Raw genomic sequence first — 19,262 nt, forward strand, 5'->3', positions numbered from 1 at the left:
AGCTGGTTGTCGGGGTCGCTCTAGGAGTCTTCGTCGAGAATGAACGTCGCGCAACGGTCACCGATCATGACCGCGGGAGCGTTGGTGTTGCCGCCGATGATGGACGGCATGATCGAGGCGTCGGCGACGCGGAGGCCGTCGACACCGCGTACGCGGAGCCGTGGGTCGACCACCGCCCGCTCGTCGACGCCCATCCGGCAGGATCCGACACCGTGGTAGATCGAGGTCGCCCGGTTGGTGACCTCCTCCTTCATCGCCTCGGCGTCGATCGCCTTGCCCGGGTGGATCTCGGACTTCACCTGGTCGCCGAAGGCAGGGGAGGCCATGATCTCGCGGATCATCTCGACGCCTTCGAGGAGAACGCGCTTGTCGTCGGGCTCGGCGAGGTAGTTGAAGTCGATCAGCGGCTCGGCGGTCGGGTCCGCGTTGCGCAGGCGCAGCGTCCCGCGCGAGCGCGGGTAGATCAGCGACGACATCACCGTCAGCGCCGCCCGTGGGTCGACCTCGTGACGGATCGGCGCGTCCTGGTTGGGGGAGGGATAGGCCCAGGGGAGCACGTGCAGCTGCAGGTCGGGTACGTCGGTGGCCAGCGAGGTGCGGACGAACCCGACGGTCTCGAAGACGGTGTGGCCGAGGAACGACCTGCCGACCGTCTGCTCCTTGAGGACCGCCTTGCCGAAGTAGGCGGCGGTGCCGTGGTGCAGCGCAGTCGGCATCTCCCAGGTGGTCGGCACGAACATGTGATCGTGCAGGTTGTCGCCGACCGGCAGCTCCTGGACGGTCTGGATGCCGTGCTCGGCCAGGTGGTCGGAATGACCGATTCCGGAGAGCATCAGCAGCTGTGCGGAGCCGAAGACGCCGGCCGACACGATCACCTCGGCCGTCGCCGAGATCGTCTGCGGCCCCTGCTTGGTGAGGACCTCCACACCCGTGGCACGCCCGTTCTCGATCACGATCCGGGAGACGTGCACGCGGGTCAGCGTGGTCAGGCCGGGCAGCTCCTGGTCGTGGAGGTAACCGCGGGAGGCCGAGTAGCGGAGCCCGTCGATCGCGCTCTGCTGGAACGTCGAGACGCCCTCCTGCTCGGCGCCGTTGTAGTCGTCGAGCACCTTCACGTCGAGGGTCTCGGAGGCGGCGCGCTGGAAGGACAGCGACGCCTCGGTCGGCCGGGGGTGCTTCATGACCTTGATCGGCCCGCCCGTGCCGCGGTAGTCGGAGCCGCCGCCCTCGTAGTCCTCGATCCTCAGGTACGCCTCGTTGACCGCGTCCGCGTCCCAGCCGATGTTGCCCTCGGCCGCCCAGGCGTCGTAGTTGGCCCGGTTGCCGCGGACCCACAGCAGACCGTTGATGGAGGAGGAACCGCCCAGCACCTTGCCGCGCGGCTGGGGGAGCTCGCGGTTGCGGGCGTGCTTCTGCGGGACCGTGTGATAGCCCCAGTCGACGAGCTTCTTCAGTCGCGGCTCGGCGTGCATCGGGCCGATCATTCCGGGCTTGGTGACCATGTAGTTGTGCTTGTCGTTCTTGCCCGCCTCGAGCAGGATGACCGACCTGCCCGCCGCGGCCAGGCGGCCGGCGACGGCACAGCCGGCCGAGCCGGCGCCGACGACGACGTACTCGGCCTCGGTGACTTTCTCGCGGGCCATCTCAGATCCTCTCGATGATCGTCGCGGTGGCCTGTGCGCCCCCGGCACACATCGAGACCAGGGCGGTGCTCGCGTCGCGGCGCTCGAGCTCGTGGAGCGCGGCGGTGAGCAGCCGGGTGCCGGTGGAGCCGACCGGGTGGCCGAGCGCGATGGCGCCGCCGTTGACGTTGATCTTCTCCTCCGGGACCTGGTGCACCTTCGCCCACGACATGACCACGCCGGCGAAGGCCTCGTTGACCTCCGCGATGTCGATGTCGGCGATCGTCATGCCGGTGTCCTTCAGTGCCTTCTCGGTGGCTTGGACCGGGCCGTCGAGGTGGTAGTAGGGGTCGGAGCCGACCAGGTTGGAGGTGACGATCCGAGCCCGCGGCTTCAGCCCGAGGGACGAGGCGACCGAGGAGTCCATGAGCAGCAGTGCCGAGGCGCCGTCGGAGATCTGCGAGGAGGTGCCGGCGGTGTGTGTGCCGCCCTCGAGCACCGGGCTGAGCCCGGCCAGCTTCTCCAGGGACGTGTCGCGGATGCCCTGGTCCTCGGTGACGGTGCGGAACTCCCCGGTGGGGTTGCCCTCGTCGTCGAGCATGGGGGCCTCGACGGCGAAGATCTGGCTCTTGAAGTGCCCGGCGTCGCGCGCGTGCCGGGCCTTCACCTGCGACCACAGCCCGAACTCGTCGACCTCGTTGCGGGAGAAGCCGCGGTCCTTCACGATCCGGTCGGCGCCCTCGAACTGGTTGGGCAGATCGATGTTCCAGTCCGCGGGACGCGGGTCGCCGGCTCCCTTGGGGACGTTGGCGCCCAGCGGGATGCGCGACATCGACTCGATGCCGCAGGCGATGCCGACCTTGATCTGGTCGGAGGCGATCATCGCGTTGATCAGGTGGGTGGCCTGCTGGGCCGAGGAGCACTGCGCGTCGATGACGGTGGAGCCGGTGTGGATCGGCAGCCCGGCGTGGAGCCAGGCCCGGCGGACCATGTTGTTCGACTGCTCGCCGGCCTGGGACACGCAGCCGCCGATGACCTGATCCACCAGGTCAGGGTCGACTCCGGCGCGCTTGAGCACCTCGACCTGGGCGGCACCGAGCAGCACGCCCGGGTGCAGGCCGGCCAGCCAGCCCTTGCGCTTGCCGATGGGGGTGCGGACGGCTTCGACGATGACGGGCGTGCCCATGGAACCTCGCTCTTCGGGGGTTTCGACAAGTCGCTGGTGCACGGCCGCGCACGCTGGACTCCGGTGACGTGACACCGGTTACACTCGATTGTCCCAAATTAGAACGTGTTCTCGTTTGGCGCAACCCTTGTGTGATGCTGAGCACTGTGTGACGATAAACTAGAACGTGTTACAGAAAAGATCTCGAAGGAGCACACCCGTGACCGCTCTCCCTGTGGATTTCGATCCGACTGATCCCGTGCTCAACGAGGAGCGCGTCCCGCTGCAGGAGTTCCTCGAGCTGCGCAAGACCGCCCCGGTGTGGTGGGTCGAGCAGTCGCCGGCAGCACGCGCGGGCTTCCTCGACACCGGGTTCTGGGCGGTGACCAAGCACGAGGACATCTTGGCCGTCTCCAAGGACAGCGAGAACTTCGGCACGAACGAGAACGGCGTGATCATCCGGTTCGCGCCCGACATGACCCGTGAGCAGGTCGAGCTCCAGCGCGCGATGCTGATCCACCACGACGCCCCGGACCACACCAAGCTGCGCCAGATCATCAGCCGCGGCTTCACCCCGCGCGCGATCAACGCCCTCAAGGAGCGCCTGGTCGAGCGGGCCAACAACATCGTCGACGACGCCCTGGCCAAGGGCGAGGGCGACTTCGTCTCCGAGGTCGCCGCCGAGCTCCCGCTCCAGGCGATCGCCGAGCTCCTCGGGGTCCCGCAGGAGGACCGGCGCAAGCTCTTCGACTGGTCCAACCAGATGCTGGCCTACGACGACCCGGAGTACGACGCCGATCCCGAGGCCGCCTCGATCGAGATCCTGTCCTACGCGATGGCGCTCGCCGCCGAGCGCAAGGCCGACCCCAAGGACGACATCATCTCCAAGCTCGTCAACGCCGAGCTGGAGGGTGGCGCGCTGGGCGACGACGAGTTCGGCTTCTTCGTCATCCTGCTCGCGGTCGCCGGCAACGAGACCACCCGCAACGCGATCACCCACGGTATGCAGGCCTTCTTCGACCACCCTGATCAGTGGGAGCTGTGGAAGAAGGAGCGCCCCGACACGATGGTCGACGAGGTGATCCGCTGGGCGACCCCGGTCACCGTCTTCCAGCGTACGGCGCTCAACGACGTCGAGGTCGGCGGGCAGCTTGTCAAGAAGGGCCAGCGCGTCGGCATCTTCTATGCCTCCGGCAACCACGACGAGGACGTCTTCGACGACCCGGACACCTTCGACATCACCCGCGAGCACAACCCGCACCTCGCCTTCGGTGGCCACGGTGCGCACTACTGCATCGGCGCCAACCTGGCGCGGATGGAGGTGCGGATCATGTTCGACGTGATCGCCGACCGGATGCCCGACCTCAAGCCCAACGGCACCCCGCGCCGGCTGCGCCACGCCTGGATCAACGGCATCAAGGAGATGCCGGTCACCTACGCCTGATTCCGGGCGTCAGGGCACGACCACGTTGGAGAAGTGGGGCCGGCGGAACGGATACTCCGCCGGCACCCACTTCTTCAGTGCTTCATAGGCCACCTCGTAGAGCCCCTGCTCGTAGGCCTCGGTGGTCACCCACCAGCTGACGTCCACGTCGTACGCAGCCAGCTCCTCGTTCAGCTCCTGCCGGACGCCCAGCGGGTAGAGATAGGCGCACCCGACGTAGCCGAGCTCTGAGGTCTCCAGGACGTAGGAGAACGACTTGTTCTCCTTCCACTCGCCCTCGTGCCAGACGAGGTCGATGTAGTCCTCATCCTCCGAGGTCGGCCCGACGGGCCAGCCGCCGCCCCGGGTGGCGTTGATCAGGTCGCGGTCGGCGTTGATGGCGCGTACGTCGTCGGCCAGGCACTCGCGCGACAGCGGCCGTGCGGTCAGGTCGCCGTGGGTGAGCACCTGCGGCGCCTCGAACCCGGCGGGGACGGCGAGCAGCCTGCTCAGTCCTGAGTAGCTCATGCCCGAAGGCTACGTTCAGCGACGCACGGCCAGCATCCCGGCGTACGCTGCCAGCAGCCGCTCCTTCGGGTACTCCTCTGGTCTCGCCAGGAGCAGCCGGGCGAACTCCTGGACCAGGGCGACGAGCGAATGGGCGACCACCTCGACGTCGAGCTGGGACTCGGGCCCGAGGTTGGTGCCGAGCACATCGGCGACGAACCCGCGCAGCAGGACCAGGGTGCTCTCGATGCGTTCGCGCACGACCGGCGGCGCACCGTCGATCAGCCCGAGCACCGGTCGCCAGGTCTCCGGATCCGCCTGGACCGCCCGGAGGAGTCCGTCGGCCGCCTCGAGCAGCCATCGGTCGAGGTCGACCGGGACGCCGTCGGCCGGGATCAGCGCCAGTGCTGCGTCGGCGGCCCGCTGCTGGGTGCGGTCGAGCAGGGCGTGGAGGAGTGGGTCGATCCCTCCGTACGCGTCGTAGACGACCGGTCGGGTCACGCCTGCCTCGGCGGCGATGGAGCTGATGGTGAGGTGGCCGTAGCCGTCACGGCCGAGCACGCGAAGCGCCGCGTCCAGGAGCGCCTCCCGACGCTCTTCGAGAGGCATCCGGGCGGCATAGCGTCGCCTCGAGGCGGGTTGGTCGTTGGCCATCACGACGAAACGTTACGGGTAGGAGGACGCGCGGCGGAAGGGGTGACACAAGCCACACGATGTGCGAATCTACACCCGTGTAGTAATTGACGCCGCCCGCCGACGAGAAGGAGTTCCCGGGTGACCGCAACCTTGCCCGAACGGCTGGCGACCAGCCTCTGGCGCCGTTTCGCCGACGGGCTCAGGACCGTCGGCGAGACCATCGCGCTGGGGGCCGAGGCGTGCGCGTACGCCGCCAGGGACATCGTCACCGGCCGGTTCGACTGGGCACAGGCCGCCGACCAGGCCTGGTTCATGGCCCGGGTCTCCCTGCTGCCGACGATCCTGGTCGCGATCCCGTTCGGGGTGGTCACCTCGATCCAGGTCGGCGCGGTGGCCAACAGCATCGGCGCCTCCTCCTTCAGCGGTGCGGTCAACGGTGTCGGGGTGCTGCGCCAGGCGGCGCCGCTGGTCACCTCGCTGATCATCGCGTGCGTGGTCGGCTCGGCGATCTGCTCCGATCTCGGGATGCGTGCGATCCGCGACGAGATCGCCGCCCTGGAGGTGATGGGGACCAACCCGGTCCAACGGATGGTCGCGCCCAGGATCGTGGCGGCGGTCTTCCTCTCGGTGATGCTGACCGCGATCGTGGCGGTGGCCGCGATCGCGACCGGCTACGTGATGAACGTCGGACGGGGCGTGGTCGGTGCGGGGACCTATCTGGACGCGTTCACCAACTTCAGCCAGAGCGCCGACCTGTGGCTGGCCGAGGGCAAGGCGGTGCTGTTCGGGCTGATCGGCACCACGGTGGCGGCCCACAAGGGGCTGGGCGCGACCGGCGGACCGCAGGGTGTGGCCGACGCCGTCAACCAGACCGTCGTGCTGAACGTGATCGTGCTGGCCGTGGTGAACGCCGTCGTCACCCAGGGATATCTGGCGCTCGCGCCGGGGGGAGGTGCCTGATGGCCGCGGTCGAGACCGACGGACCGGCGGCCGGCTGGGCGAGCCCGCTGGTGCCGTTCGGCTCCTTCCTCACCTTCAGCGCCGCCGTCCTGCTGGCGGTGCCGGCCACGCTGGTGCACCACTGGCGCACCTGCCTGCAGCACTTCTCCGACATCTGCTGGGGCAAGGGCGCGATCATCGTGGGCGGCGGCACGATCGGCGTCATGGTGCTGCTCTCGGTCTCGGTCGGCACCTCGCTCGGCATCGAGGGGTTCAACGGGCTCGAGCTCGTCGGCCTGGCGCCGCTGGTCGGGTTCATCTCGGCCACGGCCAACACCAGGGAGCTCGGTCCGCTGGTGGCCGCGCTGGCACTGGGGGCGCAGGTGGGCTGTCGCTTCACCGCGCAGCTCGGTGCGATGCGGGTCAACGAGGAGGTCGACGCGCTCGAGGTCATGTCGGTCCGGCCGGTCAACTACCTGGTGGCCACCCGTCTGGTCGCCACCATGCTCGCGATCGTGCCGCTCTACGTGATCGGGCTGCTCGGCTCCTACATCGCCTCCGAGTCGACCGTGGTGATGCTCTTCGGCCAGTCGCCGGGTCAGTTCGACCACTACTTCCTGGAGTTCCTGACGATGCGCGACATCGGGTTCTCGTTGATCAAGATCTTGATCTTCGCCGCGATCGTGGTGCTGATCCACTGCTGGTACGGCCTCGCCGTCTCGGCGGGCGCGCTCAACGTCGGCGAGGCCACCGGCCGCTCGATCCGGGCCAGCTTCGTGGTCATCGTCGTGCTCAACATGCTGCTCACCGTCGCCATGTGGGGTGGCGACCCGGGTTTCAGGATCTCCGGATGAGCCGCGGCACGAGCCCCCGCACCCTGGCCGTACGCGGCGCCGCCGGCGTCCTGGCCTGCGGACTGCTCGCCGCCGGGATGATCGTGCTCTCCGCGCGCCCGTTCTCCGACGACGTCGCGACCCGGGCCGCCATGGTCGACGTGGGTGCTTCGCTGCGTACCGGATCGGACGTGAAGATGGGCGGGGTCATCATCGGCACCGTCACCGGCATCTCGCGGGCCGCCGGGTCCTCGAAGGCCTCGGTCGCGATCCGCCTGGACGACGAGGCGGCGGACAGGCTCCCGGCGGACGTGGCGGCGCGGGCGCTGCCGGCGACCGTCTTCGGCACCGCCTACGTCGACCTGGTCTCGACCGGTTCGCGGCCGGGGAGATGGGCGGGCGGCACCATCCCGCAGGACCTGCGTCAGGGCACTGTCGAGCTGCAGCAGGCGCTGGACAGCATCGACGAGCTGGTCAAGGCGGTCAGCCCGGCCGACCTCAACGCCGCACTGGCGGCGGTCGCCGGCGGGCTCGACGGCCGCGGCGACGACATCCACCGAACCCTCGTGCTCGCCGCGAACGTGCTGGAGCAGGCCGAGGCCGACCTGCCCACGATCCGGTCCACGGCGGCCCTGCTGGCGGTCAACCTGGAGACCCTGGAAGCCTCCGCCGCCGACCTGTTCGCTGCCCTGGAGTCCGGCACGACGACCGCCGAGACGATCGCAGCCAAGCGCGAGCAGCTCGCCGCGCTGCTCTCCGGCGGCCTCACCCTGACGGCCGACGCGCAGCGGTTCCTCGACGAGCACGGCGCCGAGCTGGTCGAGGCGATGGACCAGGCGGCGGTTGTCGCCGACGCCGTCGCCGACAACCGGGAGGACGCCGTGGTGGAGAGCTTCCGGGCCAACCGCGAGATCGGCCAGGAGATCCCGACCGTGATCGACGACGGCCGGGCCGCGCTCGACCTGATCCTGCACCGGGTGGCGCCGCCCTACTACACCCGCGAGCGCGACTGCCCGACCTACGGCAACACGTCAGGGGACTGCTGATGTCCGGACTGCGCGGCTCCTCGGGCCGCCCCACAGCGACCTATCTCAAGCTGGCCGCGTTCACCCTGGTCGCGGGGCTCGCCTTCGCGCTCGTCCTCGGCACGCTGAAGGCGCCGGTCGCCGGGGACCTGGTCACCTACACCGCCGAGTTCGCCGACGTGAACGGCCTGCACGAGGACGATGCCGTACGCATCGCCGGGGTCAGCGTCGGCAAGGTCACCGACATCACCGTCACCGCCACCGGGAAGGCGACGGTGGAGCTGACGGTTTCGCGGAAGCAGCAGGTGCTGGACACCGCGCGGCTCTCGGTCCGCTACCAGAACATCGCCGGTCAGCGGTTCCTCGGGATCGAGCAGACCCGAGGGTCGGGGAGGCCACTGGATGCCGGGGCACGGATCCCGGCGAGCCGGACCAGCGCCGGGTTCGACCTGACCGAGCTGCTCAACGGGTTCCGGCCGCTCTTCGACGTACTCGATCCCGCCGAGGTCAACCAGCTCGCCGCCACCATCTTGAAGGTCCTCCAGGACGAGGGTGGCAGCATCCCGGTGCTGCTGAAGCAGACCGCCGACCTGACTCGTTTCGTGGCCACTCGCGACCAGGTCTTCGACCGGGTGCTGACCAACCTGACCCCGTTCCTGGCCGACCTGGCCGCCCAGGGGGACGAGTTCGAGACCACGGTGCGCGAGCTGGAGAAGCTGATGAAGGGCCTGGCCGAGCAGCGCGACGCCCTGGGCGCCTCCGTCGAGGAGCTGTCCGGGCTCCTGGCCACCGGCGCCGACTTCGGTACGCAGATCGAGGCTCCCGCACGCACGTTGAGCCGTAACCTGCGGGTCTCGGTGACCGCCTTCGCGGCCAACCTGACCAGCTTCAAGGGTGCTGTGGTCTCCTTCGCGCAGCTGGTCGAGACGCTGGGGCGGATCACGTCCTACCGCAACGCGCTCAACATCTACGTCTGCCGCTACGACTTCTCCGTCGACGAGCTCGTGCTGGCGCTGCCACCGAGCGACGACCGCTACTCCGAGGTGTGCTCCGGATGACTCCACTGCGAACCATGGACCCGCTCAAGGTCGGGATCGTCGCCGTCGTGCTCGCCGCACTGGCGGTCGTCTTCGTCTTCCGTGCCGGAGCGCTCGGCTTCGGCGAGCGGGTCTGCGTGGCCCATTTCGAGCACACCGCCGGCCTCCGGGTCGGCGAGGACGTGACCGTGGCCGGTGCGCGGGTCGGCGAGGTGCGCTCGATCGAGCTCGGTGCCCGCGACGTGATCGTCGAGTTCACCGTCGAGGACCACATCCGGCTCGGCGCCCGCACCCGTGCCGAGATCGAGGTCGCCACCCTGCTGGGCACGCACCTGCTCGCCGTCACGCCGGCCGGCGAGGGAGAGCTGGCCGAGGACACGATCGCGCTCTCGGCGACGAGCGTGCCCTACAACCTCCAGGACATCGTCGACCGCGGCAGCGCCTCGCTCGACGAGCTCGACCCCGAGCTTCTCTCCCGCACCCTCGACGAGGTCGGCAGTGCGATGGCGAGCTCGCAGCCCGATCTCGCCGCTGCCCTCGAGGGTGTCTCGGCTGTCTCCGAGGTCGTGCTGACCCGGGCCGACCAGGCCGACGCGCTGGTCAGGGCGGCGACCGATGTGACGAGCCGGCTGAACGCCAACAGCACTGAGATCGTCTCGCTGATGAAGCAGGCGAACGCGGTGATGGCCGAGCTGCAGAGCCGCCGTGGGGCTATCCGCCAGCTGCTCGCGGATGCCCAGCGGCTCACCACCACCCTGAAACGGGTCGTCTCCGAGAACGAGCGGGACCTCGAGGTCGCGCTGACCAAGCTGGCCGTGGTCATCAAGGGGCTGCGCGCTCAGGAGAAGGAGCTCGGCGCCGCGCTCGACGTGCTCGGTCCGTCTGCCCGCTACCTTGCCAACGCCACCGGCAACGGACCCTGGGTCGACATCCGGCCCGACGACCGGGCGCTGCCCGACGGGCTGACCTGCCGGCTGAAGGGACTGTGCTGATGAGGACGTCGTCGAACTCGGGCTGGCTGGGCAGGTACGTCGCGATCCTGGTGGCGGTGGCCGCCGCGGTGGGCGCCGGTGCCGCGGCGATCCCGCTGACCAGCACCTACTCGGTGACCGTCGCCTTCGCCGACACCGCCGGCCTCTTCGTCGGCAACGACGTCGGTGTGCTGGGTGTCAAGGTCGGCGAGGTCGAGCGGATCACGCCCGCCGGCGCGGGGGTCGAGGTGGACCTGGAGCTCGACCGGGATGTCATCGTGCCGGCGGACGCGCAGGCGCTGATCGTCTCCCGCTCGGTCGCCAACGACCGCTACGTCGAGCTCACCCCACGCTATGCCGGTGGGCCGGTGCTCGCCGACGGCGACCTGATCGCCAGCGAACGCACCCGCACCCCGGCCGACTTCGACGACATCCTGGACGCGCTCGACCGGTTCAGCAGCGGGCTCGCGGGTGGCGACGGAAAGAGCGTCGACCGGTTCCTCCAGGCCGGATCGGCGACCCTGGGGCCCAACGGGCAGCGTGCGGGGGCGGCGCTGGCCGATCTCGCCGCCGCGCTGAACGAGGTCAACGGCCACACCGACTCCGCCGTCACCGCGCTGCACGAGACCGACGAGCTGACCAGCGCGATGGTGGCCCACGACGCGCTGATCGAGCTCTTCATCGAGAACGTCGCCGCGACCTCCGACCTGCTCGCGGAGCAGCGCACGGAGTTCACCGGCACGCTGCGTACGACCCGGGAGGCGGTCGACGCGTTGGCCAGGTTCACGCAGGCCAACGACAAGGATCTCCAGGCCGCCCTGAGGCAGGTCAACGCCGTGCTCGATCTGATCCTGGCGCACACCGACGACATCGAGGAGTTCGTCGAGGTGCTTCCGCTGGCCCTGCAGAACGTCGAGCAGGCTCGTGCCCCGGGTGGCGTGATGCTGCGTGTGCCGCTCACCGACGCGCTCAGCGAGGAGCTCGCCGGCCGTTGCCGCGAGTCCCTCTCGGACGTGTGCGAGATCGTCGGCACGGACCCGCTGAACACCGGAGGCCGTCCATGAGGCGCCTGGTGCTGATGTCGGCGGTGACAGGCCTGCTGCTGACCGGGTGCGGTATCGACGCCCGTACGCTGCCCCTGCCCGGCACCCGCGCCGGGGACGACGCGACCACGGTCGAGGCCACCTTCGCCGACGCCCTCAACCTCGGCGTCGGCTCGAAGGTGAGCGTCAACGGCGTCGACGCGGGCCGGGTCACCGCCCTGTCCACCGACGGCTACTCGGCGGTGGCCGAGATGAGCGTCGAGAAAGGCGTACGCCTCACCGACCTGTCCGCGGCACGGTTGCGCTACGACACCCCGCTCGGTGAGGTCTACGTCGAGGTCACCACCCCCGAGGGCGGCCGGGCGATCCCCGAGGGAGGACGGCTCGACCCGGCGCGGTCGACGACGGCACCCACGGTCGAGGACGCGCTCGCCTCGGCCTCGCTGCTCATCAACGGCGGCGGCATCGGCGATCTCGGCCGGATCGTCGACGAGCTCAACCGGGCCGTCGGCGACGGCACCGACGTGGCCGAGGTGCTCGACCGCAGCGCGACCTTCCTCACCCAGGCCAACCGCACCACCGCGGAGATCGACCGCGCCCTCACCTCGCTCGACGCCGTCTCGGCGACACTGGCCCAGGAGAGGCAGACCATCACCGACGCGCTGGCGGCGATCGGGCCCGCGGCGCGCACCGTCCGGCAGCAGACGACACAGATCATCGCCCTGCTCAACCGGCTCGTGCGGCTCTCCCGCGACGCCAACGGGGTGCTCGACCGGATGGACGACGACACCGTCGCCGTGGTCCGCGACGCCGGGGCGATCCTCGCCCAGGTCCGCCGGATCAGCGGCGATCTCGGCCCCGGCCTCGACACGTTCAGCTCGGCGATCAACGAGCTGCTCGAGGTCATCCCCGCCGACCACCTGCCGATCCAGCTCCACGTCGACATCGGCGAGTCCGTCGAGCAGGATCCGCTCAACCCGCTGCCACCGCTCCTGGAGGCGCCGGTCCTGCCACAGCAACGCCAGTGGGACCTCGGCAGCCTCCTGGGCGAGGGCAACGTTCTCGGAGGGGTCGGCTGATGGCGCTGCGCGAGACCGACCGGCCGCTCTTCGTCGGCTTCGGGGCGGCCGTGGTCGTGTTCGTGGCGGTGGCGGCGTACCTCCTCCTGGTCACCCTCGAGATCCCGCTGTTGTCCCGGCCGGCCACGGTGACCGTCGACCTGGAGCGCACCGGCGGCCTGTACGAGGGCTCCTCGGTGACCTACCGCGGCGCCAAGGCCGGGGTGGTGGAGACGATCGAGCTGACGACCGACGGAGGGGCTCTGGCCCGGATCAGGCTGGAGCCGGGCGTCCGGATCCCGCAGGACTCGCCGGCCGAGGTGCGCAGCCTCTCCCCGGTGGGGGAGCAGTACCTCGACTTCCAGCCGACCACCGCCGCCGGTCCCTACCTCCGCGACGGCAGCCGGGTCCGCGCCGAGGCGGTCGACCTGCCCACCACCCTGGCCAGCACCGTGGTCAGCCTCGAGGAGCTGATGGACCAGGTCGACCCCGAGCAGCTGCGCACCGTGGTCACCGGCCTGCGCACGACCTTCGCCGGCCGCGAGGACGAGCTCGCCGACCTGGTCGAGGGCAGCCAGGTCCTGCTGGTCACCCTCGACCAGGAGTGGCCCACCATCTCCCGCGTCCTGGTCAACACCGAGTCGCTGCTGCGCATCGGCGACCGACACGCCTCCGACGTACGTGCCGCCGCGCACGACCTCGCCCTGCTCACCGCCGAGCTGGAGAAGGCCGACCCCGAGCTGCGGCGCGCCTTCGACCGCGGCCCGGAGCAGTTCGCCGACCTCGTCCGTCTCGTCGGAGTCCTGGACCGTACGCTGCCGCCGACCCTGGAGCGCACCACCGCCCTTACCGACATCCTCGTCGTCCGCGACCCGCATCTGCGCGAGCTGCTGGCCGAATATCCCGACGCCATCCGCTCCCTGGCGGACGCGATGTACGACGGCGCCATCCACGGCGGCCTGGTCCTCGACACCGACTACCAGTGCGACTACGGCGGCCCCAAGTATCCGGCCACCGACACCACCCCCAGGCCGCTCTACGAGGACGGCCACTGCTCCGCGCCGCCCGACCGGGTCGTGCGCGGAGCGGACAACGCGCCCGGCTCGACCGGATAGGGAGACCCTCAGGCGTCCTTGAACGCGCGGTGGAGCGCCTTGCCCATGAAGGTGCCGAGGTCGTCCGGACCCCAGTCGTTGCTCGAGTCGAGGAGCGACCGCACCGCCGACTCGCACGAGGACAGGAAGAGGTCGATCAGGACCGGGAGCTTGCGCTCCAGGTCGGAGGTCTGCCACCAGCGCTCCATGGCGGGTCGGATCCAGTCGGTCGCCTGTGCCTGAACCAGCGCCTTCGCATCGCGGAAGCGCTCGGCGATGGCCGGGTCCGGCTCGCCGGAGAAGACCAAGCGCCAGGTCTCGGGTGCGGCAGCGGCGGCGTCGAGGAGGGCTCGGAAGCCGTCCACGAACGCCTGCTCCGGGTCGTCGGGGTTCGCGGATCCGTGCAACGCGGCGAGGATCGCCTCGAGAAGCTCGCTCGACTCCCGGTCGAGGAGCGCGTCGACCAGCTCGACCCGGTCCGCGAAGCAGGCGTAGACGACGGGCCGGGTCACGCCCATGGCCGCCGCGACCGAACCGATGGTCACCGCGCCGATGCCGTCGGCGACGGCGATCGTACGGGCCGCGTCGAGGACGAGAGGGCGCCGGCGCTCCGGACCCAGATGAGGGGCGCGAGCGCGCTGCGCTTGACCGGTGGTGGGCGGTGGCATGAGCCGATCCTAGGTGATCGGAGAAATTCCTACACACCTGTAGCAAATTCCTACACGAGTGTATTAATGTGAGGAGGTCCCCTCATCACGGAGTGTCCACATGCCGCTGTTCAACCCGCACAAGCCCGACTTCGACGAGTTCGACCACGAGACCCGCCGGATCTTCGAGGCGACGATCGACTTCTTCGAGAGCAAGGGCAAGGAGTGGCTGCTCCAGCAGGACCGCGACCGCGTCTGGTACGACGAGTTCCTCGCCTTCCAGAAGCGGGAGAAGGTCTTCGCGACGCTGCTGACCCCGGCGACCCAGGCCGACGGCGACCCGAACAAGCGCTGGGACGAGGCCCGCATCGCCATGTACAGCCAGATCCTCGGCTTCTACGGGATGTCCTACTGGTACGTCTGGCAGGTCACGATCCTCGGCCTCGGTCCGATCTGGCAGTCCGGCAACGAGCTGGTGAAGCGCCGGGCCGCGCGCCTCCTCGACGACGGCGCGATCTTCGCCTTCGGCCTCTCGGAGCGCGAGCACGGCGCGGACGTCTACACCTCCGACATGGTTCTGACCCCGGACGGCAATGGCGGCTACCTGGCCAACGGTGGCAAGTACTACATCGGCAACGGCAACAAGGCCGGCATGGTGTCGGTCTTCGGTCGCGTCGAGGGGCTGCCGACCGGGCCGAAGACCCAGGACGGCTACGTCTTCTTCGTCGTCGACAGCCAGCACGAGGCGTACAAGCTCCGCAAGAACGTCGTGAACTCGCAGATGTACGTCGCGGCCTTCGACCTCGAGGACTACCCGATCCGCGAGGAGGACATCATCCATGTCGGCTCGGAGGCGTTCGACGCCGCCATCAACACCGTCAACGTCGGCAAGTTCAACATCGGCTTCGGGTCGCTCGGAGCGGTGCAGCACGTCTGGCACGAGGGCATCACGCACGCCGACGGCCGCGTTCTCTTCGACACCAAGGTCACCGACTTCCCGCAGGTCCGGGCGCTGTTCATCGAGAGCTGGGTCCGGCTCGCCGCGATGGAGCTGTTCGGCGAGCGCGCCATCGACTACATGCGCTCCGGGAGCGCCGACGACCGCCGCTACCTGCTCTTCGACGCGATCGAGAAGATGAGCGTGAGCCGCCAGGGCGCGAAGGTCTACGACCTGATCGCCGACTGCATCGCGGCCCGGGGCTTCGAGAACGACATGTACTACCCGGTCGGCGCGGTCGCCATGATGGGCCTGCCCCGGCTCGAGGGCACGGTCCACGTCAACATGGCGCTGGCGCTGAAGTTCCTGCTGAGCTATCTCTTCAGCCCTACCGATCCGAGCCCGGCTGCCCTGCCGCCGCGGCGGCGCGATCCCGTGGACGACACCTTCCTCTTTCGCCAGGGTCCGGCCCAGGGGCTCGGCACGGTGGCCTTCCACGACTGGCGTGCGGTGTACGCCGCATGGGCCCACCTGCCGAACGTGAGGCTCCTGCTCGAGCAGGTCGACGCCTTCCAGGCGCTGCTCGTCGCGACGCCGCTGTCCAAGGCCCAGATGCGCGACCTGGATCTGCTCCTGGTCGTCGGCGACATCTTCACCACCATCGCCTACGGCGACCTCATCCTGCAGCAGGCGACGATCTGGGGCGTCGACGACGACCTGGTCGAGAGCATCTTCGAGGTCATGGTCGGAGACGTCTCCGCCCACGCTCTGACCCTGACGCGCAAGCCGTCGCTGACCGACGTGCAGGCCAGGGCCGCCGACGCGATCCAGCGCCGTCCGACCTTCGACGCCGAGCGCACCGCCCGGGTGTGGGCGGAGGCTCGCGCCACCGCCGGCACCTACGCGATGAACCCGTGAACCGACCGAGGAGGAGCAAGCGATGAGGAAGACGCGCGAGATCACGCCGCACGAGGACTACGGGTTCTTCGGCCCGGACTCCATCACCCAGAAGGTGTGGGGCCATCCCGCGGTCCCGCTGATGGGCATCGTACGAGCGGTGACGATCGAGGAGCTCGATCCCAACCTGCTCGCCGCCGTCCACAACACCGGCGCGAACTACGACCGGCTCGACACCCGCTACCCCAGGACGGTCCAGTACTTCGCCGCGGTGGCGTTCGCCGACAGCCGGACGGTCGCCAAGATGGCCGACGTGCTGGTCAAGATCCACTCCAAGGCGATCGGCATCGAACCGGTCAGCGGCAACCGCTACGACGCCAACGACCCCGACTCCCAGCTCTGGATCCTCGTCACGGGCTGGCACTCGGTCCTGACCGCCTACGAGACGTTCGGGCCCGGCAGGCTCTCCGACGCCGAGGTCGAGCGGTTCTGGGCGGAGTGCGCGATCGCGGCGGAGTTCCAGACCTGCGACCCCCGCGCGGTTCCCCGCACGCGCGAGGAGGTGCGCGCGTACTTCGAGGAGTGGCGTCCCAGGCTCGCGGCGAGCGAGGCCACCCAGCGGATGATGCACCATCTGCTGAACGGCACCAACGCGGTCCTTCCCCGCAGGGGTCTGCTGGGTCTGGTTCGTCCGGTCGCGAACGCGTTGATCTGCCGGGCGACGATCGCCACGCTGCCACGACACATGCGCCGGCTCGCCGACATCCGGCAGTCACGGGTGACGGACGCCGTGGTGACCGCGATCATGAAGGTGATGATGGCGGTCGTCCACCGGAGTCGCACGCTCCAGCGGTGGATGCTCCACATCCTCGCGCCGAAGACCCTGCCGATCATGGAGCCCGTCTGGCGGGGCATCCCGCCCCTCGACCCGGTCGTGCTCACGCCTGCCCAGGCGCGGGAACGCTACGGGTACGTCAAGCCGGCCCAGGCGCATCTCGATCTGCGTGCGCGTCAGCGGGCGCGTGTCTTCGACGACCGTCAAGCACCCAGCGACGAGGGCTTGATCGAGTCCCAGCCCATCCTTGGAACTCTCGGCTGAACGCCTGCCGCGGATCGCCTTCGCCGGTGGCTCCCGGTCGGTCACCACGGATGACCGTCCGGGAGCCAGGCGTTTCACCGTGGCCGAGGCGAGAGGCTAGTTCGCCGGCTGCTCGGACCCCACGACCCACATCGAGAAGAACTGCGACCCGCCGCCGTAGGCGTGCCCGAGAGCCCGGCGGGCGCCGTCGACCTGGTGCTCGCCGGCCCGGCCCCTGACCTGCAGGGCGGCCTCGGCGAAGCGGAGCATCCCGGAGGCGCCGATGGGGTTGGAGGAGAGGACTCCGCCACTCATGTTGACCGGCAGGCTGCCGCCGATCGCGGTCTCGCCGGCCTCGCTGAGCTTCCAGCCCTCGCCCTCCGCCGCGAAGCCGAGGTTCTCGAGCCACATCGGCTCGAACCAGGCGAACGGCACGTAGATCTCGGCACAGTCGATCTCGCGGGCGGGGTCGGTGATCCCGGTCGACTTCCACAACGCCGCCGCGGCCTCACGGCCCGCCTGCGGGTTGACCTGGTCGCGCTCGGCGGCCGAGGTGGGCTCCGAGCGCATCGCGGTGCCGTGGATCCAGGCGGGGGCGTCGTACGTCTTCGCGACGTCCTCGGCGGCGATCACCATCGCGCAGGCGCCGTCGGAGGACGGGCAGGTCTCGTCGTAGTGGATGGGGTCCCACAGCATCTGCGAGGCCAGCACCGACTCGACCGTGGTGCCCTCGTTGTGGAGGTGGGCGAAGGGGTTTCTCAGGGCGTTGTTGCGGTCCTTGGCCGCGACGATCGCCCCGATGTGCGAGGGCGCGTTCGCGCGGCGGATGTAGGAGCGTACGTGCGGGGCGAAGTAGCCGCCCGCGCCGGCGTGCACCGGCATCACGAACGGGATCGGCACCGACAGCGCCCACATCGCATTGGACTCCGACTGCTTCTCGAAGGCGACGGTGAGCACCTTCTTGTGCACGCCCGCCTGCACCAGCGAGGAGGCGACGATGGCGGTCGAGCCGCCGACCGAGCCGGCGGTGTGGACCCGCAGCAGCGGCTTGCCGGCCGCGCCCAGCGCCTCGGCCAGGTAGAGCTCGGGCATCATCACCCCCTCGAACAGGTCCGGCGCCTTACCGATGACGATGGCGTCGACCTCGTCGAGGGTCAGCCCGGCGTCCTCCAGGGCCCGGTCCATCGCCTCCCGGCACAGCCCGGCCATCGAGACGTCCTCGCGCTTGGCGCGGTGGTGGGTCTGGCCGATCCCGATCACGGCGGCTGGGATCTTCCCCATCAGTTTCGTCCTTCCATCACGCACACGAGGTTCTGCTGCAGTGCCGGCCCGCTGGTCGCGTGGCCGAGCACCTTGTCGGCGCTGCCGTCCCAGATCCGCTTCGCGGCCTCGCCGATCCGGAGCGCCCCGGCACTGAACATCGGGTTGGCGGCGAGCGCCCCACCCGAAGGGCTGACCTGTACGTCACCACCCAGCCCGAGCGCGGAGCGCAGGACGAGCTCCTGGTGGCTGAACGGCGCGTGCAGCTCGGCGACCTGGACCCCTTCGACGCCGCCCACGGCGGCCGCGGCCCGCTGCGCCGAGCCCGAGACGGTCAGGTCGCGGGTGCCGAGGTGGAGACCGTCGGAGCTGTGCGCGATCCCGGTGATCCAGGCAGGACGCTGGTTGGCCTCGTAGGCCCGGTCGCCGGCGGCGAGCACGATCGCAGCCGCGCCGTCGGTCACCGGAGCACAGTCGTGCTTGCGCAGCGGGTCGGCGAACATCGGCCGGGCGAGCAGCTCGCGCACCGACGAGCCGCCGGCGCGCACGGCGTACTCGTTCTTCTCGGCGTCGGTCAGGGACCGGTTGACGATCTCGGCCATCGCGGCCTCGTCCCAGAGCCCGGCGTCCAGCCCGAGGCGCGCCTGCAGCGCGGCCAGGGAGACGGTGTCGGGCCACAGCGGCGTCATCGTGTAGGGGTCGAGCTGCAGCGTCAGCGTCCGGCGCAGCACGCCCGCCGACGCCTTGCCGAACCCGAAGACCAGCGCGGTGTCGACCTCGCCGGTCTGGATCTTGATCCACGCCTCGTAGAGCGCCCAGGCGGCGTCCATCTCGACGTGCGACTCGTTGACCGGCGGAAGCACGCCGATCGCGTCGATCGCGCTCACGAACGAGAACGACCGGCCGGCCAGGTAGTCCGAGGAGCCGGAGCACCAGAACCCGATGTCCTTCTTCGCCCATCCGGTCTGCTCGTAGCACTCGGCCAGGATCGGCACGAGCAGCTCGGCCATGCTCGGCGACCCGTCGAAGTCCTTCATCTGTCGCTGGGCGAACCCGACGACGGCAACGTCTCTCATGTGGTCCTCTCCCG

Annotated in this window: 18 protein-coding genes; 11 read left to right on the top strand and 7 right to left on the bottom strand. The window is 69.8% G+C overall.

Annotated features, from left to right (window positions below):
• Positions 1 to 20: 20 nt before the first annotated feature.
• Together ACFVDI_RS08045 and ACFVDI_RS08050 are read right to left on the bottom strand one after the other, a co-directional pair.
• Entirely contained in the window at positions 21 to 1,643 is a 1,623-nt protein-coding gene (locus ACFVDI_RS08045) for a GMC family oxidoreductase (protein WP_378902630.1), read from the bottom strand.
• A 1-nt stretch (position 1,644) separates the two neighbouring features.
• The gene (locus ACFVDI_RS08050) at positions 1,645 to 2,808 is read right to left on the bottom strand and encodes a steroid 3-ketoacyl-CoA thiolase (protein WP_378902633.1); all 1,164 of its coding nucleotides are present in this window, start codon (positions 2,806 to 2,808) and stop codon (positions 1,645 to 1,647) included.
• A 199-nt stretch (positions 2,809 to 3,007) separates the two neighbouring features.
• Between ACFVDI_RS08050 and ACFVDI_RS08055 the strand changes: the two genes are divergently transcribed.
• Positions 3,008 to 4,231 (top strand): cytochrome P450, encoded by a 1,224-nt coding sequence (locus tag ACFVDI_RS08055; RefSeq protein ID WP_378902636.1) that lies wholly within the window; start codon positions 3,008 to 3,010, stop codon positions 4,229 to 4,231.
• Positions 4,232 to 4,240: 9 nt separating this feature from the next.
• Here the strand turns inward: ACFVDI_RS08055 and ACFVDI_RS08060 are convergent, their stop codons facing one another.
• Together ACFVDI_RS08060 and ACFVDI_RS08065 are read right to left on the bottom strand one after the other, a co-directional pair.
• Complete coding sequence (locus tag ACFVDI_RS08060) at positions 4,241 to 4,738, bottom strand: GNAT family N-acetyltransferase (protein ID WP_378902639.1); 498 nt, start codon at positions 4,736 to 4,738, stop codon at positions 4,241 to 4,243.
• A gap of 15 nt (positions 4,739 to 4,753) precedes the next feature.
• Positions 4,754 to 5,326 (bottom strand): TetR/AcrR family transcriptional regulator, encoded by a 573-nt coding sequence (locus ACFVDI_RS08065; RefSeq protein ID WP_378902642.1) that lies wholly within the window; start codon positions 5,324 to 5,326, stop codon positions 4,754 to 4,756.
• 165 nt (positions 5,327 to 5,491) lie between these two features.
• Between ACFVDI_RS08065 and ACFVDI_RS08070 the strand changes: the two genes are divergently transcribed.
• Genes ACFVDI_RS08070 through ACFVDI_RS08105 form a run of 8 tightly spaced genes read left to right on the top strand, consistent with a single transcriptional unit; the run spans position 5,492 to position 13,374 of the window.
• Complete coding sequence (locus ACFVDI_RS08070) at positions 5,492 to 6,313, top strand: MlaE family ABC transporter permease (protein ID WP_378902645.1); 822 nt, start codon at positions 5,492 to 5,494, stop codon at positions 6,311 to 6,313.
• A complete protein-coding gene (locus ACFVDI_RS08075) occupies positions 6,313 to 7,146 on the top strand; it encodes an ABC transporter permease (RefSeq protein ID WP_378902648.1) in 834 nt (277 codons plus the stop codon). The genes ACFVDI_RS08070 and ACFVDI_RS08075 overlap by 1 nt, the downstream gene beginning before the upstream one ends.
• Positions 7,143 to 8,171 carry an MCE family protein gene (locus tag ACFVDI_RS08080; RefSeq protein ID WP_378902652.1) on the top strand — a complete coding sequence of 343 codons (1,029 nt, stop codon included), beginning with the start codon at positions 7,143 to 7,145 and terminating at the stop codon, positions 8,169 to 8,171. Before ACFVDI_RS08075 ends, ACFVDI_RS08080 begins: the two co-directional genes overlap by 4 nt.
• A complete protein-coding gene (locus tag ACFVDI_RS08085) occupies positions 8,171 to 9,208 on the top strand; it encodes an MlaD family protein (protein WP_378902655.1) in 1,038 nt (345 codons plus the stop codon). The genes ACFVDI_RS08080 and ACFVDI_RS08085 overlap by 1 nt, the downstream gene beginning before the upstream one ends.
• Positions 9,205 to 10,179, top strand: a complete 975-nt coding sequence (locus ACFVDI_RS08090; protein WP_378902658.1) for an MCE family protein — start codon at positions 9,205 to 9,207, stop codon at positions 10,177 to 10,179. Before ACFVDI_RS08085 ends, ACFVDI_RS08090 begins: the two co-directional genes overlap by 4 nt.
• The gene (locus ACFVDI_RS08095) at positions 10,179 to 11,222 is read left to right on the top strand and encodes an MCE family protein (RefSeq protein ID WP_378902661.1); all 1,044 of its coding nucleotides are present in this window, start codon (positions 10,179 to 10,181) and stop codon (positions 11,220 to 11,222) included. Before ACFVDI_RS08090 ends, ACFVDI_RS08095 begins: the two co-directional genes overlap by 1 nt.
• Positions 11,219 to 12,280, top strand: coding sequence for an MCE family protein (locus ACFVDI_RS08100; RefSeq protein ID WP_378902664.1), 1,062 nt, complete (start codon positions 11,219 to 11,221; stop codon positions 12,278 to 12,280). Before ACFVDI_RS08095 ends, ACFVDI_RS08100 begins: the two co-directional genes overlap by 4 nt.
• A complete protein-coding gene (locus tag ACFVDI_RS08105; protein ID WP_378902667.1) occupies positions 12,280 to 13,374 on the top strand; it encodes an MlaD family protein in 1,095 nt (364 codons plus the stop codon). Before ACFVDI_RS08100 ends, ACFVDI_RS08105 begins: the two co-directional genes overlap by 1 nt.
• A gap of 8 nt (positions 13,375 to 13,382) precedes the next feature.
• Here ACFVDI_RS08105 and ACFVDI_RS08110 read toward each other — a convergent pair whose 3' ends face one another.
• Positions 13,383 to 14,021: a TetR/AcrR family transcriptional regulator gene (locus ACFVDI_RS08110; protein WP_378902670.1), complete on the bottom strand. Its 639-nt coding sequence runs from the start codon at positions 14,019 to 14,021 to the stop codon at positions 13,383 to 13,385.
• Positions 14,022 to 14,121: 100 nt separating this feature from the next.
• Here ACFVDI_RS08110 and ACFVDI_RS08115 point away from each other — a divergent pair, with 100 nt between their 5' ends.
• Together ACFVDI_RS08115 and ACFVDI_RS08120 are read left to right on the top strand one after the other, a co-directional pair.
• Positions 14,122 to 15,855, top strand: a complete 1,734-nt coding sequence (locus tag ACFVDI_RS08115) for an acyl-CoA dehydrogenase family protein (protein WP_378902673.1) — start codon at positions 14,122 to 14,124, stop codon at positions 15,853 to 15,855.
• Positions 15,856 to 15,877: 22 nt separating this feature from the next.
• Entirely contained in the window at positions 15,878 to 16,933 is a 1,056-nt protein-coding gene (locus ACFVDI_RS08120; RefSeq protein ID WP_378902677.1) for an oxygenase MpaB family protein, read from the top strand.
• A gap of 96 nt (positions 16,934 to 17,029) precedes the next feature.
• Here ACFVDI_RS08120 and ACFVDI_RS08125 read toward each other — a convergent pair whose 3' ends face one another.
• Together ACFVDI_RS08125 and ACFVDI_RS08130 are read right to left on the bottom strand one after the other, a co-directional pair.
• On the bottom strand, positions 17,030 to 18,193 hold the full coding sequence (locus ACFVDI_RS08125) for a thiolase domain-containing protein (RefSeq protein WP_378902685.1): 1,164 nt from the start codon (positions 18,191 to 18,193) through the stop codon (positions 17,030 to 17,032).
• Positions 18,193 to 19,248 (bottom strand): thiolase domain-containing protein, encoded by a 1,056-nt coding sequence (locus ACFVDI_RS08130; RefSeq protein ID WP_378902688.1) that lies wholly within the window; start codon positions 19,246 to 19,248, stop codon positions 18,193 to 18,195. Before ACFVDI_RS08130 ends, ACFVDI_RS08125 begins: the two co-directional genes overlap by 1 nt.
• Positions 19,249 to 19,262: the final 14 nt, after the last annotated feature.

Origin of the sequence: Nocardioides sp. NPDC057767, assembly GCF_042798275.1 — a bacterium.
In the GTDB taxonomy this organism is placed as follows: Bacteria; Actinomycetota; Actinomycetes; order Propionibacteriales; family Nocardioidaceae; genus Nocardioides.

What these genes read in the sequence shown, in the direction of transcription:
- ACFVDI_RS08130 (WP_378902688.1), bottom strand. Translation starts at nt 19,248, where the DNA reads ATGAGAGACGTTGCCGTCGTCGGGTTCGCCCAGCGACAGATGAAGGAC.
- ACFVDI_RS08125 (WP_378902685.1), bottom strand. Translation starts at nt 18,193, where the DNA reads ATGGGGAAGATCCCAGCCGCCGTGATCGGGATCGGCCAGACCCACCAC.
- ACFVDI_RS08080 (WP_378902652.1), top strand. Translation starts at nt 7,143, where the DNA reads ATGAGCCGCGGCACGAGCCCCCGCACCCTGGCCGTACGCGGCGCCGCC.
- ACFVDI_RS08110 (WP_378902670.1), bottom strand. Translation starts at nt 14,021, where the DNA reads ATGCCACCGCCCACCACCGGTCAAGCGCAGCGCGCTCGCGCCCCTCAT.
- ACFVDI_RS08090 (WP_378902658.1), top strand. Translation starts at nt 9,205, where the DNA reads ATGACTCCACTGCGAACCATGGACCCGCTCAAGGTCGGGATCGTCGCC.
- ACFVDI_RS08065 (WP_378902642.1), bottom strand. Translation starts at nt 5,326, where the DNA reads ATGCCTCTCGAAGAGCGTCGGGAGGCGCTCCTGGACGCGGCGCTTCGC.
- ACFVDI_RS08045 (WP_378902630.1), bottom strand. Translation starts at nt 1,643, where the DNA reads ATGGCCCGCGAGAAAGTCACCGAGGCCGAGTACGTCGTCGTCGGCGCC.
- ACFVDI_RS08095 (WP_378902661.1), top strand. Translation starts at nt 10,179, where the DNA reads ATGAGGACGTCGTCGAACTCGGGCTGGCTGGGCAGGTACGTCGCGATC.
- ACFVDI_RS08085 (WP_378902655.1), top strand. Translation starts at nt 8,171, where the DNA reads ATGTCCGGACTGCGCGGCTCCTCGGGCCGCCCCACAGCGACCTATCTC.
- ACFVDI_RS08075 (WP_378902648.1), top strand. Translation starts at nt 6,313, where the DNA reads ATGGCCGCGGTCGAGACCGACGGACCGGCGGCCGGCTGGGCGAGCCCG.
- ACFVDI_RS08060 (WP_378902639.1), bottom strand. Translation starts at nt 4,738, where the DNA reads ATGAGCTACTCAGGACTGAGCAGGCTGCTCGCCGTCCCCGCCGGGTTC.
- ACFVDI_RS08115 (WP_378902673.1), top strand. Translation starts at nt 14,122, where the DNA reads ATGCCGCTGTTCAACCCGCACAAGCCCGACTTCGACGAGTTCGACCAC.
- ACFVDI_RS08120 (WP_378902677.1), top strand. Translation starts at nt 15,878, where the DNA reads ATGAGGAAGACGCGCGAGATCACGCCGCACGAGGACTACGGGTTCTTC.
- ACFVDI_RS08050 (WP_378902633.1), bottom strand. Translation starts at nt 2,808, where the DNA reads ATGGGCACGCCCGTCATCGTCGAAGCCGTCCGCACCCCCATCGGCAAG.
- ACFVDI_RS08105 (WP_378902667.1), top strand. Translation starts at nt 12,280, where the DNA reads ATGGCGCTGCGCGAGACCGACCGGCCGCTCTTCGTCGGCTTCGGGGCG.
- ACFVDI_RS08100 (WP_378902664.1), top strand. Translation starts at nt 11,219, where the DNA reads ATGAGGCGCCTGGTGCTGATGTCGGCGGTGACAGGCCTGCTGCTGACC.